The 17,059-nt window shown below is 49.1% G+C and carries 17 protein-coding genes and 2 tRNA genes; 12 read left to right on the top strand and 7 right to left on the bottom strand.

Annotated elements, in window-relative coordinates; all coding sequences use genetic code 11:
- Positions 1 to 23: 23 nt before the first annotated feature.
- Positions 24 to 1,070, top strand: coding sequence for an acyltransferase family protein (locus tag NG795_RS17080; RefSeq protein ID WP_367289850.1), 1,047 nt, complete (start codon positions 24 to 26; stop codon positions 1,068 to 1,070).
- Between the two features lie 38 nt (positions 1,071 to 1,108).
- On the opposite strand, the gene NG795_RS17075 is transcribed toward NG795_RS17080, so the two are convergent.
- The gene (locus NG795_RS17075; RefSeq protein WP_367289849.1) at positions 1,109 to 2,257 is read right to left on the bottom strand and encodes a glycoside hydrolase family 10-like protein; all 1,149 of its coding nucleotides are present in this window, start codon (positions 2,255 to 2,257) and stop codon (positions 1,109 to 1,111) included.
- Positions 2,258 to 2,376: 119 nt separating this feature from the next.
- Complete coding sequence (locus NG795_RS17070) at positions 2,377 to 3,651, bottom strand: glycosyltransferase family 4 protein (protein ID WP_367289848.1); 1,275 nt, start codon at positions 3,649 to 3,651, stop codon at positions 2,377 to 2,379.
- A 4-nt stretch (positions 3,652 to 3,655) separates the two neighbouring features.
- On the opposite strand from NG795_RS17070, the gene NG795_RS17065 reads away from it, so the two are divergent.
- Both NG795_RS17065 and NG795_RS17060 read left to right on the top strand, forming a co-directional pair.
- Positions 3,656 to 3,778, top strand: coding sequence for a hypothetical protein (locus NG795_RS17065; RefSeq protein ID WP_367289847.1), 123 nt, complete (start codon positions 3,656 to 3,658; stop codon positions 3,776 to 3,778).
- Between the two features lie 814 nt (positions 3,779 to 4,592).
- A tRNA-Ser gene (locus tag NG795_RS17060) sits at positions 4,593 to 4,681 on the top strand.
- 170 nt (positions 4,682 to 4,851) lie between these two features.
- Here the strand turns inward: NG795_RS17060 and NG795_RS17055 are convergent.
- From NG795_RS17055 to NG795_RS17045, 3 genes are all read right to left on the bottom strand, one after another.
- Positions 4,852 to 5,661 carry a hypothetical protein gene (locus NG795_RS17055; RefSeq protein WP_367289846.1) on the bottom strand — a complete coding sequence of 270 codons (810 nt, stop codon included), beginning with the start codon at positions 5,659 to 5,661 and terminating at the stop codon, positions 4,852 to 4,854.
- Positions 5,662 to 6,139: 478 nt separating this feature from the next.
- Positions 6,140 to 6,853 carry a hypothetical protein gene (locus tag NG795_RS17050; RefSeq protein ID WP_367289845.1) on the bottom strand — a complete coding sequence of 238 codons (714 nt, stop codon included), beginning with the start codon at positions 6,851 to 6,853 and terminating at the stop codon, positions 6,140 to 6,142.
- 274 nt (positions 6,854 to 7,127) lie between these two features.
- Complete coding sequence (locus NG795_RS17045) at positions 7,128 to 8,063, bottom strand: serine hydrolase (RefSeq protein WP_367289844.1); 936 nt, start codon at positions 8,061 to 8,063, stop codon at positions 7,128 to 7,130.
- Between the two features lie 124 nt (positions 8,064 to 8,187).
- On the opposite strand from NG795_RS17045, the gene NG795_RS17040 reads away from it, so the two are divergent.
- Positions 8,188 to 8,913, top strand: coding sequence for a C40 family peptidase (locus NG795_RS17040; protein WP_367289843.1), 726 nt, complete (start codon positions 8,188 to 8,190; stop codon positions 8,911 to 8,913).
- 251 nt (positions 8,914 to 9,164) lie between these two features.
- Complete coding sequence (locus NG795_RS17035; RefSeq protein WP_367289842.1) at positions 9,165 to 10,427, top strand: MFS transporter; 1,263 nt, start codon at positions 9,165 to 9,167, stop codon at positions 10,425 to 10,427.
- 77 nt (positions 10,428 to 10,504) lie between these two features.
- On the opposite strand, the gene NG795_RS17030 is transcribed toward NG795_RS17035, so the two are convergent.
- Positions 10,505 to 10,578: transfer RNA gene (locus NG795_RS17030), tRNA-Arg, on the bottom strand.
- A 36-nt stretch (positions 10,579 to 10,614) separates the two neighbouring features.
- On the opposite strand from NG795_RS17030, the gene moaC reads away from it, so the two are divergent.
- Positions 10,615 to 11,133, top strand: coding sequence for a cyclic pyranopterin monophosphate synthase MoaC (gene moaC, locus NG795_RS17025; protein WP_367289841.1), 519 nt, complete (start codon positions 10,615 to 10,617; stop codon positions 11,131 to 11,133).
- Here moaC and NG795_RS17020 read toward each other — a convergent pair.
- Positions 11,130 to 11,660, bottom strand: coding sequence for a hypothetical protein (locus tag NG795_RS17020; RefSeq protein WP_367289840.1), 531 nt, complete (start codon positions 11,658 to 11,660; stop codon positions 11,130 to 11,132). The two genes, moaC and NG795_RS17020, sit on opposite strands and share 4 nt — an antisense overlap.
- Before the next feature lie 312 nt (positions 11,661 to 11,972).
- Here NG795_RS17020 and NG795_RS17015 point away from each other — a divergent pair, with 312 nt between their 5' ends.
- The 6 genes from NG795_RS17015 to ndhI all read left to right on the top strand — a co-directional run bounded on the left by NG795_RS17015 (position 11,973) and on the right by ndhI (position 16,955).
- Positions 11,973 to 12,224, top strand: coding sequence for a 2TM domain-containing protein (locus tag NG795_RS17015; RefSeq protein WP_367289839.1), 252 nt, complete (start codon positions 11,973 to 11,975; stop codon positions 12,222 to 12,224).
- Positions 12,217 to 12,528, top strand: a complete 312-nt coding sequence (locus tag NG795_RS17010) for a DUF3181 family protein (RefSeq protein ID WP_367289838.1) — start codon at positions 12,217 to 12,219, stop codon at positions 12,526 to 12,528. Before NG795_RS17015 ends, NG795_RS17010 begins: the two co-directional genes overlap by 8 nt.
- 190 nt (positions 12,529 to 12,718) lie before the next feature.
- Positions 12,719 to 13,222, top strand: a complete 504-nt coding sequence (gene sixA, locus NG795_RS17005) for a phosphohistidine phosphatase SixA (RefSeq protein ID WP_367289837.1) — start codon at positions 12,719 to 12,721, stop codon at positions 13,220 to 13,222.
- Positions 13,223 to 13,471: 249 nt separating this feature from the next.
- Positions 13,472 to 14,629, top strand: a complete 1,158-nt coding sequence (locus tag NG795_RS17000) for a citrate synthase (RefSeq protein WP_367289836.1) — start codon at positions 13,472 to 13,474, stop codon at positions 14,627 to 14,629.
- A gap of 485 nt (positions 14,630 to 15,114) precedes the next feature.
- Entirely contained in the window at positions 15,115 to 16,233 is a 1,119-nt protein-coding gene (gene nuoH / locus NG795_RS16995) for an NADH-quinone oxidoreductase subunit NuoH (protein ID WP_367289835.1), read from the top strand.
- 110 nt (positions 16,234 to 16,343) lie between these two features.
- The gene (gene ndhI / locus NG795_RS16990; protein ID WP_367289834.1) at positions 16,344 to 16,955 is read left to right on the top strand and encodes an NAD(P)H-quinone oxidoreductase subunit I; all 612 of its coding nucleotides are present in this window, start codon (positions 16,344 to 16,346) and stop codon (positions 16,953 to 16,955) included.
- The last annotated feature ends 104 nt before the right edge of the window (positions 16,956 to 17,059 follow it).

The following is a 17,059-nucleotide window of genomic DNA, read 5'->3' as shown; positions in this document are numbered from 1 at the left end:
CTATCCTATAGGATTGAACGAATATGGGTGAAAAATTTTATTTTCCCAAACTTGATGCCATTCGGGGAGCGGCCTGTTTTTATGTCTTAATTCATAACTTCATTTACGGTTTGTATAGCCTAGACCTAGTTCCAGATTTTGTAAAACTAATATTTGCTGCTGGACAAGAAGCCGTTATTGTTTTTTTTATTTTAAGTGGATTCCTGGTCAGAATTTCCTTGTTCCGTCACCCCAACTTGTCTTTTTGGAACTACTTAATTAAGCGATTTAGAAGAATCTATTTTCCTCTAATAATTTCCATGCTGCTTTCGATGCTAATTGTGGGTTTGAACGGAAACCTACTGCAGAGACTATCTGGACTGGACATTCTGGGTAATTTTCTGTTACTCCAGGATTTTGGGAGCGTGAAGCCCGGGACTTGGTTTTACCCTTTCTTAGGGAACCTACCCCTCTGGTCATTATCTTACGAATGGTGGTTCTACATGATGTTTTATCCGCTCATTCATTGGGTTGTCAATCCCACAAGGCGGATTTACTATATCCTCTTATTTTCCGCAGCTTCTTATGGAACCTATGTACTCTTACCCAATCAAATTTCCTTGATTTGTTCCTATTTTATTGTGGGATGGGTGGGAGTAGAAATGGCAAACATATTTTTAAAAGATAGGACATTTACGTTTAAAAATATGCGACCCGTCTTACTTGCCCTGTTAGGGATGGTGCTGATTTCAGCCATTCCTTTGTTGGGGGAATCTCAATTCAAGCCCGGTTACTATCCTTTTTTAATGTTTCGGCACTTCTTGGCGGCGTTGGTCCTGTTGACGGCTGGGCTATATTGGTATCGTAATCACCTGATTTATTTTAATCAAATCTTGGGCTATTTCTCCATCTTAGCTCCCATTTCTTATGGACTTTATATCTTTAGCTATCCAATTTTAGTTCAATGGGGTTTAAATGCTAATTTCCCGAAACATTGGGCGTTTTATGGATTAAATTTAATGATATTAATTGGCCTTGCTTATCTGACGGAGCGGAAGTGGCAACCGGCGATCGACCGCTGGTTTAAATAAGCCGATCGCCCGTCTTGCTACCCCTTCCCAACTCTCCCCTAAAACCGACTTTTTAGCCAATCTAACCAACCAGAACCCCGGCGGTTTATCCTCCCAGTCGGCTGATTCGCAATCCATTGATTTAACTCTAAAGCAGTGGGAAATGGCACCGGGCTACTATAGCGCGATCGCAACGGTTTCGCTAAAGCATTATCATCTTCCCGTAACCCCTCATAAAAAAATAACACCTCTCCCGGAAGCCCACAAGCCCGATTGTAGTCGATCGCGCTTAACAAATATTCCGGACTAATCCGATATTCCCCTAACTTAATCAAAATCCCCGGTGAAATTCGCGGTAACTGTTCTGAAAAACAAGGGCTTTTCACCATCTGATTAACTACCCGTTGATAACTCTGAAAATCCCGGCGATAAATCTGAGGATGCATCAAATCCGTCAGTCCTCGGTTTAGCCAGGTTTGCGAGTCTTGCAGGTACTCATTCAAACACCAAGGATAAATATTCGGGGAAAGGGAAACTAACAAACGGGGATTAATCGCTTTAATTTGTTGATAGAGTTGTGATAAAAATTCCGTCAGTAAATCCGCACGCCACTTCAACCACTGGGTGTCTTGACAATTGGACGGGGGATCGCACTGAAAGCTTTGGCGGTAAAGGTTGCGGGTAAATTCATCATAGCCCCCTTCCCGGGGAAATGCGGGGAGGCGATCGTCCCCTTGGATGCCTGCGATCGGGTAATTTTGGACCACTTCCAGGATTAACTTTAACAAGAAGTCTTGGACCTCTGGGTGCAATGCATTCATCCACTCAAACCCATTTTTGTTGAGGAGATTTCCTGACAGGTCCTTGGCCGCCCATTCCGGTTTTTTTTGCAGCAACATTCCCCCATTGGACTGATAGGAACTAGCGAATCCATATTCAAACCAGGGAATTACGGCAATCCCCGATGAGTTGGCCGCTTCGATGAGTTCAGCTAAAGGGTCTCGACCTTGATACAGGGGATCGATTTCCATGCCAAAGGTCTGCTTTAAAACTCGACTGGGATAAAGGGTGAATCCTTTGGTCCAGACGACGGGAAAGACCACATTAAATCCCGTTTCGGCGAGAAAGGCAACTGCTTCATTAATTTTTTCTTTGGATCGGAAGACTTGACTATCAGTAGTGGTCATCCAAACGCCGCGTATTTCCATGATATTTTTGTTTAGGGGTAAGGCTGAAGGAAGTATCGAGATAAAAACCCCATAGGTCAGTTTGAACCTACGGGGTTAAAAGGAATGGAGGAGAGGAGGTTAATCCCTAAAACCCAGTCCTAAGCGATCGCTTTTTCTAGGTGGGGTTCTATGAGGGTCTCTGTCAGCAGTTCCTGATAAAGTTCGCCCAGTTGTGTGGCGACTCCATCCCAACTAAACAGGTTTTCCACCCGTTGACGGGATGCTTCGGCGAGGCGATCGCCCCAGGTGGGATTGGACAGAATCCGATCAATTGCTTCAGCAAATGCGGCATCCTCCTGGGGTGGACAGAGTAATCCCGTTTCTTCCGCTTTCACACTAAATTGTAATCCCCCCACATCACTGGCAATCACCGGAGTGCGACTCGCCATTGCTTCGATCGCCACTAATCCAAAGGGTTCATAGTGACTGGGGACCACACAGATATCGGCGGCGGCGTAATACTGCGGCAGCAACTCATCGCCGATCCGTCCCGGGAAATAGGTCATCTCCCGTAAACCCAACTCGTCCACGATCGCCTCAATGCGATCGCGCTCAATGCCATCACTTTGACCAGGACGAGAACCCCCGGCAATCATTAAACTCAGGTTGGCATTCTCTCGGGACTGCGATCGCGCCACAGCGCGAACTAAGGTTTCGATTCCCTTGCGCGGGTCAAACCGACCCACATATAAGACCACTTTTTTTTCAGGCGCAATTCCCAAGGCCGATCGCGCTTCCTGCTTTTGAATCGAACCGAAGCGGTGGATATCTGTCCCACAGGGAATAACCTCGATAGTCCCCTTCTGAGATACCAGAGTTCGGATATGGTCTTGTTCCTGGGGAGAGGTTGCAACAATCCGTTCTGCAGTTTCCAGGACTGCCTTTTCTACTCCTAACCGGGTGGTGGCGATCGTCGGAATAGTGGCGATCGATTTATACTTCACAGCGCCCAAGGAGTGGTAAACATGGACTTGCTTCACCCCTTGTTTTTTCTTGAGTTCCATTCCCACCCAGGCGGAGAGCCAGTAATTGGTGTGAACTAATTTATATTCTATTCCCGCTTGTTGTTGAAACTGGATCAATGCCTCAACAAAGGTGGGTAAATACTCAAAAATTTCTTGCCTGGGCACGAAGGATTCTGGACCCGCCACTAATCGAATTGTGCGGCAATTGGGTGCGTGTTCTACTACAGTTGGGTCTTCTGCATTAGCCTTGCGGGTAAACATATCAACTTGCCACCCTTGCTGGGCGAGTGCCTCACCGACTTGACGGACGTAAACGTTTTGTCCACCCGCCTCTTCTTTCCCGATTTCTACGGCAGGGTCGCCGTGAACTGAAATTAGGGCAATGTGTTGGTTAGCTTTTACGGCCATAGTTTTGTTTTCACCGGAATTCGACAAACAGCACAAAGCAGTCCGACGCGATCGCCTGCTCCTGCCTGATTATTTAGAATCGCGAATGTTGCAGCTTTTACCCGAATCTAGCCTTGACATTCGTTGAAAATGGGGTTTTCGATCATCAGCGATCGCGGGCATTAGTTTGATCACACTGGGTTAAGCAGCAATACCGCTTCTTACCTGATTACAGCTCACTTTTTTCCCTCCCGGGTTAACGTGAGAGACAATTCGCTACTAGATAGGGTTACTCTTCATAATCCAACCGACTTGAGGGCTTGGGCGAGTTGAGTCAGGTGACTCACTTTGGATTGAAAGTTTCAATAGTTTATCATCTTTTAATCTTTTTTGAAAATCTCCCCCAGAAGTCTGGCTATATTTGTCTTTAAGGGACAATAAACCGGCAAAAAAGCATGGATTTCACGCCAATTTCCTTAGACCTGCCTGGTTCAGGGTACAGCATTGAGAAGATCACCCGGGTTTCTTGACAAAATTCTTACGGGCTTTGTAATCTGGAGGCTAAAGGCACCTCCAAAAAATAAAACCCGCAAAACGAACGTTTGTAGTAACCCCTTTAGGGGTTTCTTTAAAAATGACTCCTAAAGGAGTCACTACGAACGTTTATACGATTTATTTCTTGGAACACCCAAAAAACCCGGTTTCTGATTCCAGGGTTCTAATCCTGTACCCGCGTCCGAGATAAAACCCTGAACCGGGCCCCGCCTGTGCCCAGGTCCTCCCGTCCTCATTTCAGAACCTACTGGGGACACCAGCCCTTGCGGAGGTTTCAACCCCCAACGGTTATGGCCACGGGTGCAATATCTCAGGTCTTATCCAGTTTTTTCAAAAAAATTGGAAAATTCCTCGCCAAAGGTCTTTTCAGACCGAAAAAAACCTGCTATGATGTCTCAAGACACCTTGGAGAGGTGGCTGAGCGGTTGAAAGCGGCAGATTGCTAATCTGTTTTACGATTTTAATCGTAACGAGGGTTCGAATCCCTCCCTCTCCGTTCTCAAACAACCAGACTCACGAGCGTTAACTCTCGGCAACTCTGAGTTGCTCTCATCTTACTCTGCATGGGAATGGGTTAGTAGAGAGCGAGTTATTTTGAAAATCCCCCAGGCCTTGCCAAGGTCCTGGGGGATTTTTGATTAGGGGTGGTTTCGGTGTTGGTAATCCTTACCAGCGATAACCTACGCCGATATAGCCAACGGGGAAGGGAATTACATCGTCAAAGAAGTACAAACCGGCACCAATATTGCCCCCGGCATACCAGCCGTTATCCCACTGATAATCCCCACCAATGGTGGCGTAGGGTAAGACTAAAGCAAGGGTTCCCACGCCCCAGGATCCAGTAAACTGCCCGGGAACCGCAGGTTGAAAGTATTTTTTGTAGGAGACGCCGAGTCCCACGTTAATACCCAGGACGCTATCAATGCCGGGACCGTCCATCCTGACCCAGCCAAAGTTGGGTAAATCCAAACCTGCGCTGTAGCGATAAGTGGGAAAACGAGCCTGAGCCAGATCCGATTCCGAGGGGGATTGTGCTTCGGTGTTTTCCGGAAGGATAGCTGCACCCCTTACGAAATCCCCTTTATTAAAGTCAATGGATAATTCCAAATCTTCAAGACTGGCGCGGTCAGTTTCGGTGAGTTGCTCGATCGCCGTTTCGTCTTCTTCCTGAGTCGGTTGTGCTTCCCGATCCATTTCCGATTCCGGGGGGAATTGCGCTTCGCTGTTTTCCGGAAGGATAGCTGCGTCCTTTACAAAGTCCCCTTGATTAAAGTCAATGGACAGTCCCAAATCCTCAAGACTGGTGCGGTCAGTTTTGGTGAGTTGCGGTATCCAAGTCTCACCGTCTTCCTGAGTCGGTTGTGCCTCTAGGTCCCTGAGCCAGTGTATCTCCTGACTGGGTTGTTCGGGGAGACTGAAATCTTGCGCTGTAGCAGGTAATGCCTGCTGGATCCCTAACCAAGGTAATACCATCAAAGCACTATATCCTGCCCATTTTTTCCTCACACCCATCATAGCCCTCCAAATTCATCAATAAATGTGAATTATTTTGCTTTGTTTTTGCATGAGTTCGGGTTCAGGGAAAGTGAAATTGGCGGGAAAGGAATTGGCGATTGAACGCAATGGATTCTTCAGAACAAAGCACCGAGATTTTCCCAATGAATCAGACTGTTCCATAAACCGCGAAATCCGCAAACTAAAAGCAAAAACTCCTAGCCATCTGCCCTTCCAGGACAAGGCTGGGATAACCGAGAAGGGCAGATGCTAAAACATTGCTAATTTAATCCATCTCACCCTCAGATGCAATCTTCCCGGAGATGTATTTTGGGGGTTGTGTGAACAAAATTTAACAAATAGGAGAGGGCGGAATAGTCCACTTTTACCGAAAATGGAGGGAAAGGGCGATCGCTAATTGGATAAGGAACTTAACCGAAAGGGGTTACAGCAGAGGCATTTAGAACCGATACCCTCCCCCCACAAAGATCCCGACTTCAACCTCCTCGACATACCCAACATTTAAGGCAGCGTTGGCAACAAAGCGGTCAAACAAGACTCGATCAATTCCCACGGTGCCAAAAAATCCAATGAAATTATCCTCATCCGTAGAAAGCGCGATACCACTGCCAATATAAGGAGCAACATCGACTTGTAAAGTATCGTCCGTAGCCGCAAAGGGAAAGTCAATGGTGACCGGAACCATCACCATCAAGTGTTCTCCAAACAAGAGGGAAGGACGCACAGACACTTGCTCCGCGAGGCCAATTTTACTCGTCAAGGCAAAACTGCCTCCTCCCAAGGGACTAGCATCATCACTTAACCCAATATTAATGGCAGCACCGATATAGTTACCCACTCCCCGACTGGTTCGACCCAGTTCGATATCGCGATCTCGTTGAGCCAAAACCGGATTATTTTCCGCTTCAGTAGCAGGGTTGTGGGGAACCGTTTGCGGACTGGGAACTCTGAAATAATGGGGGGTAGTAATTGCTGTAGTTCCCGTTAATAATTCCGCAAAATTATCCGATTCAGCCGCGAGTAACGGGGGTGGATTGACCCCTTCTGACGGGACCTCCCAAGAGAGTGGTCCAACAGAGGTATCCTCCGGCAACGGACCGATCGCCTTTAAGCCCAATTCCCTAGCGACATCGCCAGAGAATGACTCGGCCATTGCTTTTTTTGGACCACTCCCACCCGGGAGAGTAATCAGAGCGAATAGAAAAACACCAGTTGCGATCGATAGAAACTTCACAGTGACTCCTAATAGTTACTTCAATGTTAAAGGGGGGAATTATTTATTCTGAAAATGAGAATTCAGCCTTAACGGATGAATCCCCCTCCACAGACTCATCCAGAACCCGAACCCACGCCAAACCGAGGCGATCGGCTTGAGCTTTCACCCAGAAAAATCCTCACCCCCCAAAAACGCCAAAACCAACCCAGTTTTACAGCGAACCCACCGCCTGGGCGACTTGTTGGGAAACAAAGGGCAAAATGGCTTCATTTTTGCTGTGCGCCTTCCCTTCAGTAAAGACCACCAATAAATAAGGGCGCTGTTCCGGTAATTCAATATAAGCCGCATCGTGGCGCACTGTACTGGTTAAACCTGCTTTCGACCAAATCCGTGCTTGGCGATCGAGACCCGCACCCAAAAACCCCGTGACTTGATTTTCCGGGTCCTCCGCCAGGTCCTCGGGTTCTAGCGATCGCTTCATTAACTTCATCATCGCCGTGGTCGCCTTCGCTGAAACCGCCACCCCACCGACAATACTATGCAGCAGGCGTGCCGTTGCATTGGTGGTCAGCATATTCCGATTTTCCATTAACTCTCCCAGGAAAACCCGCTCCCGACCATAAGCCCCATCACACCAGGTTTTGTGATTAACATTAATCGATTCCAATTCCGGCCATCCCAGAGACTGAAAATAGCGATTGACTAAATTGCGCTGATGCTTCCAGGTTTCAAACGGTCCCGAGGACAATTCTGGACCACTGGTAGTCCCAGTTAGCACATCCACCACCAGACTCGTGGCATCATTGCTGGAGTCCACAATCATATCTCGGATGGCCCGTTCTAACTCCGGGGAAGTCTGAATCATCTCTTTTTCCATCCATTCATAAACCGCGACGAGATAGAACAGCTTGACCACACTCGCCGGATAAATCCGTTCCACGCCGCGATAGTTAAATCCGCGCACGGGATGGTCCCAAAACGCATCGGGACTCAGGGCACCGCCGGTATTCACCGAAACGGGTGGGTCATAAACCACCCAAGTCATTGCCAGTTGGTTGCGGTTTAATTGGGGGAATTGCTCCCAGGTTGCCGCTAAAATGCGATCGCCTAAGTTTTCGAGTTGCTCGTCTTTGCGGAAAAATGTCATGGTTCTCTCTGAGGTTGTTTAATTCAAACGTTAGAAGTCAGAATCAATTATTCTCGCTTCTAGCGACTTTCCTGCGGCAGTCGCGTTACTGTGCCTTAACAATTAAGCATTTATTTCTAAAACTATGGTCTTGGTGAGTCAGCTTCAATTTAATCTAGCTTCTAAAGGGTCCGATGCACCGCAATATCGCTGCCGAGTGGATCTGAATCTGTATGATTCCCCGCAGTGTGAGGCCCTGGCAACCCAGGCATCCGAGGGCCGTCTGCTGAGAATTGTCCTTCCTCCGACGGAGGGGGCTGTGGGGGTCAAGTTATGTGAAGATGACTATCCCGGATGGCTGGCCCTCACGGATTTGGAGAATCTGGACTTAGCCGAGTCCCCTTACCAGGCGATCGCCCTTGACCGGACCCACATAGAACCCCAAATCCCCGCCATCATTGCCTTTACCCACCAGGCAATGAGCGTTCCCAATGAGTACCTCTGGGGAGGGACCGTCGCCCCCAACTATGACTGTTCTGGATTAATGCAGGCTGCCTTCCGGGTCGCTGAAGTTTGGTTACCTCGGGATGCCTATCAACAGGAAGCCTTTACCCAACCCATTCCCCTCGACGAATTGCAGGCGGGGGATCTCCTCTTTTTTGGAACGCCAGAAAAAGCCACCCATGTTGGCCTTTATCTCGGGGAGGGTCGTTATATCCACAGTTCCGGAAAAAAAGTGGGACGCAACGGCATCGGCATCGATGTCCTCGGGGAAAACAGCGATGATCCTGTCAGTCGTAACTATTATCAACAACTCCGGGGTGCAGGGCGAGTTTTAAGGAGTTATTTGCCACAAGACTCCGAAACCTAAAGCGTCGAAATCTTAACATTCTTTAACAAACTGCGGAAAAATCAGTAGCATGAAAGAGGGGGTCGGCAGATTGCGGCCTCCTTGGGTATCGGGAGAGGATGAGAGCCCAGGGACAAGAAATCGGGTGTTTGGCCCTTTCTTTGTGGCTTTCTGGGCAGAAATTTTGTCAAAAAATCCAGTTGGTCTTCCCGTTACTGGACCCATGCCCTAGCTCACTCATTTGTTGCAGTGGAAGAAAAGGAACTAAGGTTTTGAAGGTATTTTTAGAGATAGAGCCGCAGCGTCGCCATAGCCTGTTGGGATTATTTGCCGCAGGCTTATTGTTTTGGGCTTCTCTGGCTTCATTGCTGCCCACACTGCCGCTTTATGTCGAGCATATCGGGGGGACGAGAGGACAAATCGGCCTGGTGATGGGGGCATTTGCCCTGGGTTTACTGCCTTCCCGAGCTTGGTTAGGACCCCTGAGCGATCGCCGGGGTCGCAAAATTGTGTTACGGTTGGGGACCACGGTGGCAACGATCGCCCCTTTGGGATATCTCTTCGCTGATTCCATTCCCCTATTGATGGCATTACGGGCATTTCACGGCATTAGTGTCGCTGCTTTTACCACCGCTTACAGTGCCTTAATCACCGATTTAGCCCCCGATCGCAATCGAGGCGAATTAATTGGATATATGAGTGTGGTCACTCCCCTAGGGGTTGCGATCGGACCCGCCCTCGGAGGGTTTTTACTGGAAGCTGCCGGTTACCCTCCCCTGTTTGTTATGGCATTTGGATTGGGACTGCTCAGTTTCTTGTTGCTCTACTTCGTCAGTGAACCTTTACGGGAAGATTTAACTTCCCCTGCACTGGGTAAAGACTCAGCAACTCCCAACGCCAAAGCGGATTCATTTTGGCGGATGTTATGGAGTCCTCGCGTCCGAATTCCCTCTCTGGTGATGCTGCAAATCGGGTTAGTTTTTGGAGCGGTGGCGACCTTTGTCCCCTTGTTTATTAAGGAAACCGCCAGTGATTTTAATCCGGGATGGTTTTATACCGCAGCGGCGAGTGTAAGTTTTAGTATGCGTCTGCTCACGGGTCGCGCCTCGGACCGTTACGGACGGGGATTATTTATTTCCGGGGGTTTACTGGCCTACTGTCTGGCAATGGTGCTGCTGTGGACGGCCCAGGATAGCCGGGATTTTTTACTGGCTGGGGCGGTGGAAGGATGTGGCGCAGGGACGTTTCTGCCGATGATGGTGGCCCTGGTTGCAGACCGCTGTGCACCCCAGGAACGGGGGCGATTGTTTGCCATGTGTATTGGCGGGTTTGATTTGGGGATCGCTTTGGCTGGGCCGATTTTGGGGGTGATGGCGGAAGATTTAGGCTATCGAAATATTTTTGCGATCGCTTCGGTGATGGCCTTCGTAGCATTGGGGATTTTTCTTACCCAGTCCAATATGAACTTACGCCAATCGGTGAAGTTTGCTTTGGGTCGCGATCGCGACCTGTATGCCCTGCAAAAGTCATCCTGACCGAGGAACAAAAAATTTTGGGTGCTGAGTTATCCTAAGCTAACTCAACACCCAAAATCTGTTTAGATTGTAATAAACGGGCTAGGAGGGATTCGAACCCCCGACACCGTGGTCCGTAGCCACGTGCTCTAGTCCACTGAGCTACAAGCCCTTACCGCTTAATAATACTAACACAGGCTTTTGGAAAATGAAACCCCCTTTTCAAAAAAATTCTGAAAATTCCCCAAACCCTTATCAGCTAAGTCATTTAGACGCTGAAGGACAAGCGCGGATGGTGGATGTGTCGGAAAAAGCAGTCACCCATCGGCAGGCGATCGCCTCGGGACAGGTCCGGATGGATCGGGCGACGTTTGACCAGATTCAAGCCGGGAATGCACCGAAAGGAGATGTTTTAGGGACGGCAAGACTGGCGGGAATTTTAGGAGCCAAACAAACCTCGGGGTTGATTCCGTTGTGTCATCCCTTACCCTTGCACAAAATTGATGTAGAGATTTTGCCCGACGAGGAGCTTCCCGGATATCGGATTCTCGCCGAAGTCAAAACCAAAGCAGAAACTGGGGTAGAAATGGAAGCGTTAACGGCAGTTTCCGTGGCGGCACTGACCCTTTATGACATGGCCAAAGCGTTATCGAAGGCGATCGCCATTGAGAGCATTCGCCTAGAGAGCAAGACTGGGGGAAAATCGGGAGACTATCAAGCGAATTAAAACGCTTTGGGAGTGGCATAAGGTTTGAGAACCTGCTCACCGAGGGTCACGAGTTGTTGGGAGCCTTCAATCATCAACAAATACCCGCCCTGGCGGAGATGATGATGATAAACGCCCACCGTGGAACCCTCGCCCAAAAAGCCGATTAACCCGCCCACCATTCCGCCCAAAACAGCGGCGATCGCCACAACCCCCGGAATGAGCAACAGCGGGTTAAAACCCAGGGGGTTAATCAGTCCCAGGTGTAAGGCCAAAACCAATGCCGACCCCACCAGGAACCCCATTGTGGCAAACACCATCAAAAACCGGCGAGCTTGGTCCACCGCAATTTGCATGGGTTCTAATAAACCTACACGAGACGGAGAACTGTACCCTTCACCGACAATCGCCAGATGTTCCGGGGAAATCCCGTGATACTGTAAGAGTCGATAGGCGTCAAAAGTCGCTGCTTCATTAGCTAAGGGAATGATTGCCAGAGCGGTCTGGCGATTGCGAGAATGTTGCCGGAATAAGCGCGAAGGAATCACAAAGCTGCTGGGGTGGTTGGGGTGGTGAAGGTTGCTACTTGCATTTTATCCTGTGTTTTTTGAACTAAGACTGGGGAAAAAATCTTCTTCCTCCCTGGGAATCGGGCAATTCGTCCGGTAATCCCTCCGGGAACTGCATGGAACAGCCCCCTAGTTTGGAAGCTTGTTAATAAATCTTGGCTAAAAACCGAGGACCGGCAACGGCAATGAAGGGCGATCGCTCATTCATCCGAGGTAGCGAAGACTTACAATTTTAAAAGTACAAGCCCGGACCAAAACCCGAGCAACTTCATTTCAAAAAAAAGGTAATCTATGCCACCTCGTTGGCCTCGTCAACCCGATCGCAGCGAACCGGATTACCGGAAACTCGACGATCGCATGAATTTCGCCGTCCATGTCGCCCTATTTGCGGCCAGCAATTCCGGGCTCTGGTTTTTCCGGGCATGGCAATCTTCCCCCTGGCCCTGGACCCCTTGGCTCACCAGCGCTTGGCTACTGCTGCTAATCGCTCATGGGGTTTATATTTTCGCAATTGCAAACTATTCCGAAGAATCTAATGGCTAATTCCAGTAACACTGAAAAAATAGAAGCCCTGGCTGCTCAGATTGCCGATCGCGTTTATATCGATGTCGCCAAATGGCGGCTGCGCTTAGATGACGCTCATCTCCACACCCTCGTGGCTGAACAACTCTATCCCTTAGTCAGCAACAATGCACCCGTCAATGAATCCGATGTGGTCCAAGTCCTCGCCGGAATCAATGTCAATCTCGGGGGAGGAAGGCGACAAATTCCCCTGGTTGATCTGATTCCCACCGGAGAACAAATGGATCTCCTCAGCATTTTAGAAGAGTTTCAGCGCGAACTTTAGTTTTTAGGCATTGACGACAACCCCTAGAACCCGACTCCACAAGAGCTTAAACCCAAGTGGGGCGCTTTAGGAAAATATCCCTCGGGGGCATTCTGGGCCCCTGGGTCAGTTTCCAACCGGGGCAATATTTCTCCGGTCTAGCTCACGGTTTCGCCCTCCGGAATCCAGCCTCACCAGGAAAATGAGATTCATGAAAACACCCTCTAAAGTTTATTTTATCCGGCATGGGATCGCCGAAAACCGGGCAGATCATGTCCCTGACGAGAAGCGCCAGCTCACCAAGGAGGGGATTCAAAAAACCCGGAAAGTCGCCAACCGTCTGCATCATTTGAATATTCATTTCGAGCTGATTTTGACCAGTCCTCTGCTGAGGGCAATGCAAACGGCGGATATTCTCCAAACCGCTGGTTTGGGGCATCAGATTAAAGAATCCACTTCCCTGGTCCCGAATGGCGATATCAATAACTGGCTGAACTGGTATCAACAATGGCGTCAAAATGGCGGCCATTGTTTGGCCCTCGTCGGACATCAGCCGGATCAGGGCAACTGGGCAGAAATTTTGGTGTGGGGAGAAGCCAAAGAAGGACTGCTCCTCAAAAAAGCTGGGGTGATTGGGTTGGTCATCCCTGAAACTGGGGATCCGGTGGGCAATAGCTCTCTATTTTGGCTGACCTCCCCCAAATTATTGCTATAAATTAATTGCTGATTGGTTATGGATGATGGGTTACCTAAATCATCAATTCATCACTAACCAGTCGTCCGTCCTCCGGCGTGATTTCTGCACCCCAAGCTCTGAAAGCATTGAAATCCAAACCTTTTATCCCCTTACCTGCGGTGGATGTTCAGGGGCTGCTCTATAAAGGATTTTTGTAAAAGCAGGAACAGTCCAAGGAGATCTGATAAGTTAGCTTGAAGATATTTAATTACAGCGAAGGCTAAACCTATGACTGTCGCGGACGAACTAAAGACCGGTTTTGAATTTAAGCCCGGGTTAGAAGGCGTTCCGGTCACCCTATCCAGTATCAGTTTTGTGGATGGGAAGAAAGGAATTTTGGAATATCGCAATATTCCCATCGAAGAGCTGGCCCTCAAAAGCACCTTTCTGGAAACCTCCTATTTATTGATCTGGGGTGAACTCCCGACCCAGGACGAACTCGACGCATTTGAGAACGAAATTCGCTACCACCGCCGCATTAAATATCGCATTCGGGACATGATGAAATGTTTTCCCGAAAGCGGTCACCCGATGGACGCCCTGCAAGCCTCAGCTGCTGCCCTCGGCTTATTCTATTCCCGTCGGGCTTTAGACGATCCAGCCTATATTCGCGCTGCTGCGGTCCGGTTGTTGGCAAAAATTCCTACAATGGTGGCGGCATTCCAAATGATGCGGAAAGGGAATGACCCGATTCAACCTCGGGACGATCTGGACTATTCGGCCAACTTTCTGTATATGCTGACCGAACAAGAGCCAGATCCCCTAGAGGCTAGTGTGTTCGACATCTGCCTGACTCTTCATGCAGAACATACCATCAATGCTTCGACATTTTCAGCAAGGGTGACGGCTTCCACCTTGACGGACCCTTATGCGGTGGTAGCTTCAGCGGTGGGAACTCTGGCTGGTCCTTTACATGGGGGGGCCAATGAAGAAGTGATTGATATGTTAGAGGCCATTGGCTCGGTTGAAAATGTCCGACCCTACATTGAAAACTGTCTGAAGACTAAATCTAAGATTATGGGGTTCGGTCACCGGGTCTACAAAGTTAAGGATCCTCGAGCGATTATCCTCCAAAGTCTCGCTGAACAATTGTTTGAGAAGTTTGGCCGGGATAATTATTATGACATTGCTGTAGAGCTGGAGCGAGTGGTGGAGGAAAAACTCGCTTACAAAGGCATTTATGCCAATGTGGACTTTTACTCGGGTCTGGTTTATCGGAAGTTGGGGATTCCTACGGATTTGTTTACGCCAATCTTCGCGATTTCCCGGGTGGCAGGATGGTTGGCTCATTGGAAAGAGCAACTGGGTGAAAACCGGATTTACCGTCCGACCCAAATTTATACCGGAACTCATAACGCGCCTTATATTCCGATCGCCGAACGTTAAAGCGATCGCCACGGAATTAGGTCGAGTCTGGACTGGAGGGACCTCTACTCACGGGTTGGGTCTGAGTCCCGATTTTTCTTTTAAGGAGAATCATCCATCTAGGCGCGATCGCCACCATTGCCCTTGGATTGTCATAATCTGAGGGCTTTTTGTTGCCTAACTCTCCGCTTCTCTACCTCTGATCAGGCCCTATTCTTTTACAAAAGGGAGAATAATCCAATTTTTTTATTGCTGGAGGGGGGGAATTGACCTCTTTCTCCCCCTTCCGTGAAAAGACATTCATTCCTTATACCTCCCTCTCCTTGTAGGAGAGGGCCTGATCAGAGGTGGTAAGGGGGCTGGGGAGTTAGGTCTCTTCAAAAAATGGAGATGCTCCCTAAACACTGAAACTCAAGCCTCTCCCAGAGTTCTGGCGTCCATCGAGCGTTATACTGTTATTGCATTTAACCGAGTCGTAAGAAATCTTCACACTCTCAATAGGAAGCATGAACCCAGGTATAGACCTACAAGGAAGTTTTATAAAAGCGCTCGCAGATTTGGGCCTTCCGGCGGGAGCAGCAAAAGCCATCTGGATGCCAATTCCTATGGTGCTCATGCTAGTTGTTGCCACAATTGGCGTGCTTGTAACCGTCTGGCTAGAGCGAAAAATTTCTGCTGCGGTCCAACAGCGCATCGGCCCAGAATACATCGGCCCCTTGGGAATCTTAGCCCCTGCCGCCGATGGTCTCAAACTCTTGTTCAAAGAGGATATCCTCCCAGCGAAAGCTGACCCCATCCTCTTTACCCTCGGGCCCGTCCTGGTGGTAGTCCCCGTGTTCGCCTCCTTCCTGATCGTCCCCTTTGGACAAAATCTCATCATTAGCGATGTCGGGGTGGCCATCTTTTTATGGATTTCCCTTTCTAGCATTCAGCCGATCGGCTTACTGATGGCAGGTTATGCCTCCAATAACAAATACTCTCTGATCGGTGGCTTGCGCGCTGCCGCCCAGTCCATCAGTTATGAAATTCCCCTGGCCCTCAGTGTGCTGGCAGTCGTGATGATGTCCAACAGCCTGAGCACCCTCGACATTGTGGAACAGCAATCCAGCTATGGCATTTTCGGTTGGAACATCTGGCGGCAACCCCTAGGCTTTATCATCTTCTGGATTGCGGCCCTCGCGGAATGCGAACGCTTACCCTTTGACCTCCCTGAAGCAGAAGAAGAAATCGTCGCCGGATATCAAACCGAATATTCTGGCATGAAATTCGCCCTGTTCTACTTGGGTTCCTACGTCAACCTCGTCCTCTCGGCACTCCTAATCGCCGTGCTCTATCTGGGTGGCTGGGAATCTCCGATCCCCGTAGAACTCCTAGGACAGTGGCTGGGTGTCAGCGAAACCACCCCTTGGCTGCAAGTGATTACCGGAACCCTCGGCATCACCATGACCCTGCTCAAGGCTTACTTCTTTGTTTTCCTCGCCATTCTGATGCGCTGGACCTTACCCCGCGTTCGCATTGACCAACTCCTCGATTTAGGGTGGAAATTCCTCCTGCCCGTTTCTCTGGTCAATCTGCTCTTAACTGCCGCCTTAAAGTTGGCCTTTCCCGTTGCCTTTGGTGGGTAAGCGGGCTTTTCTTTCGTTCAAAAACTGCCCAGTGATTGAGCGATCGCTTAACTTCATCTTGACTTCAGGTCACCACTCCCTATCACCTAGCAGTCATCGCCGAGAACACTATGCTCAAATTCCTTAACCAAGTTAGCAACTACGCCAAAGAAACCGTTCAAGCGGCCAAATATATCGGTCAAGGACTCTCCGTGACCTTTGACCATATGCGCCGCCGTCCGGTGACCGTGCAATATCCCTACGAAAAACTAATTCCTTCCGAACGCTATCGGGGTCGGATTCACTTTGAATTTGATAAGTGCATTTCCTGCGAAGTGTGCGTCCGTGTTTGTCCGATTAACCTGCCCGTGGTGGATTGGGAATTCAACAAAGAAACCAAAAAGAAACAGCTCAAACACTACAGTATTGACTTCGGCGTTTGTATTTTCTGCGCCAACTGTGTAGAATACTGTCCGACCAATTGTCTCTCCGCGACGGAAGAATACGAACTTTCCACTTACGATCGCCACGAATTGAATTTTGATAACGTGGCAATGGGACGCTTACCGTACAAGGTCACTGACGATCCAATGGTGACCCCCCTCAGAGAACTCGCCTATCTACCCAAAGGCGTGATCTCTCCCCATGATTTGCCCCCAAACTCTCGTCGTGCGGGTCTACGTCCCGAAGAAATTCGGGAACAAATGGAACAAGAACAATCCACAGAAAAAACAGAAAAATAGGGGAAATTTGTCAAAGAATCCTAGGGGATAGTTTCACTTAAAATGAAGAATGGTCCAAACCAATGACCCCAGACAAATGACCCCCGACAAAGCACAAAGGACAA

Source organism: Laspinema palackyanum D2c (genome assembly GCF_025370875.1).
Taxonomy (GTDB): Bacteria; Cyanobacteriota; Cyanobacteriia; order Cyanobacteriales; family Laspinemataceae; genus Laspinema; species Laspinema palackyanum.
The sequence above is the reverse complement of the archived record's forward strand: the minus strand, read 5'-3'. Positions and strand labels throughout refer to the sequence as shown.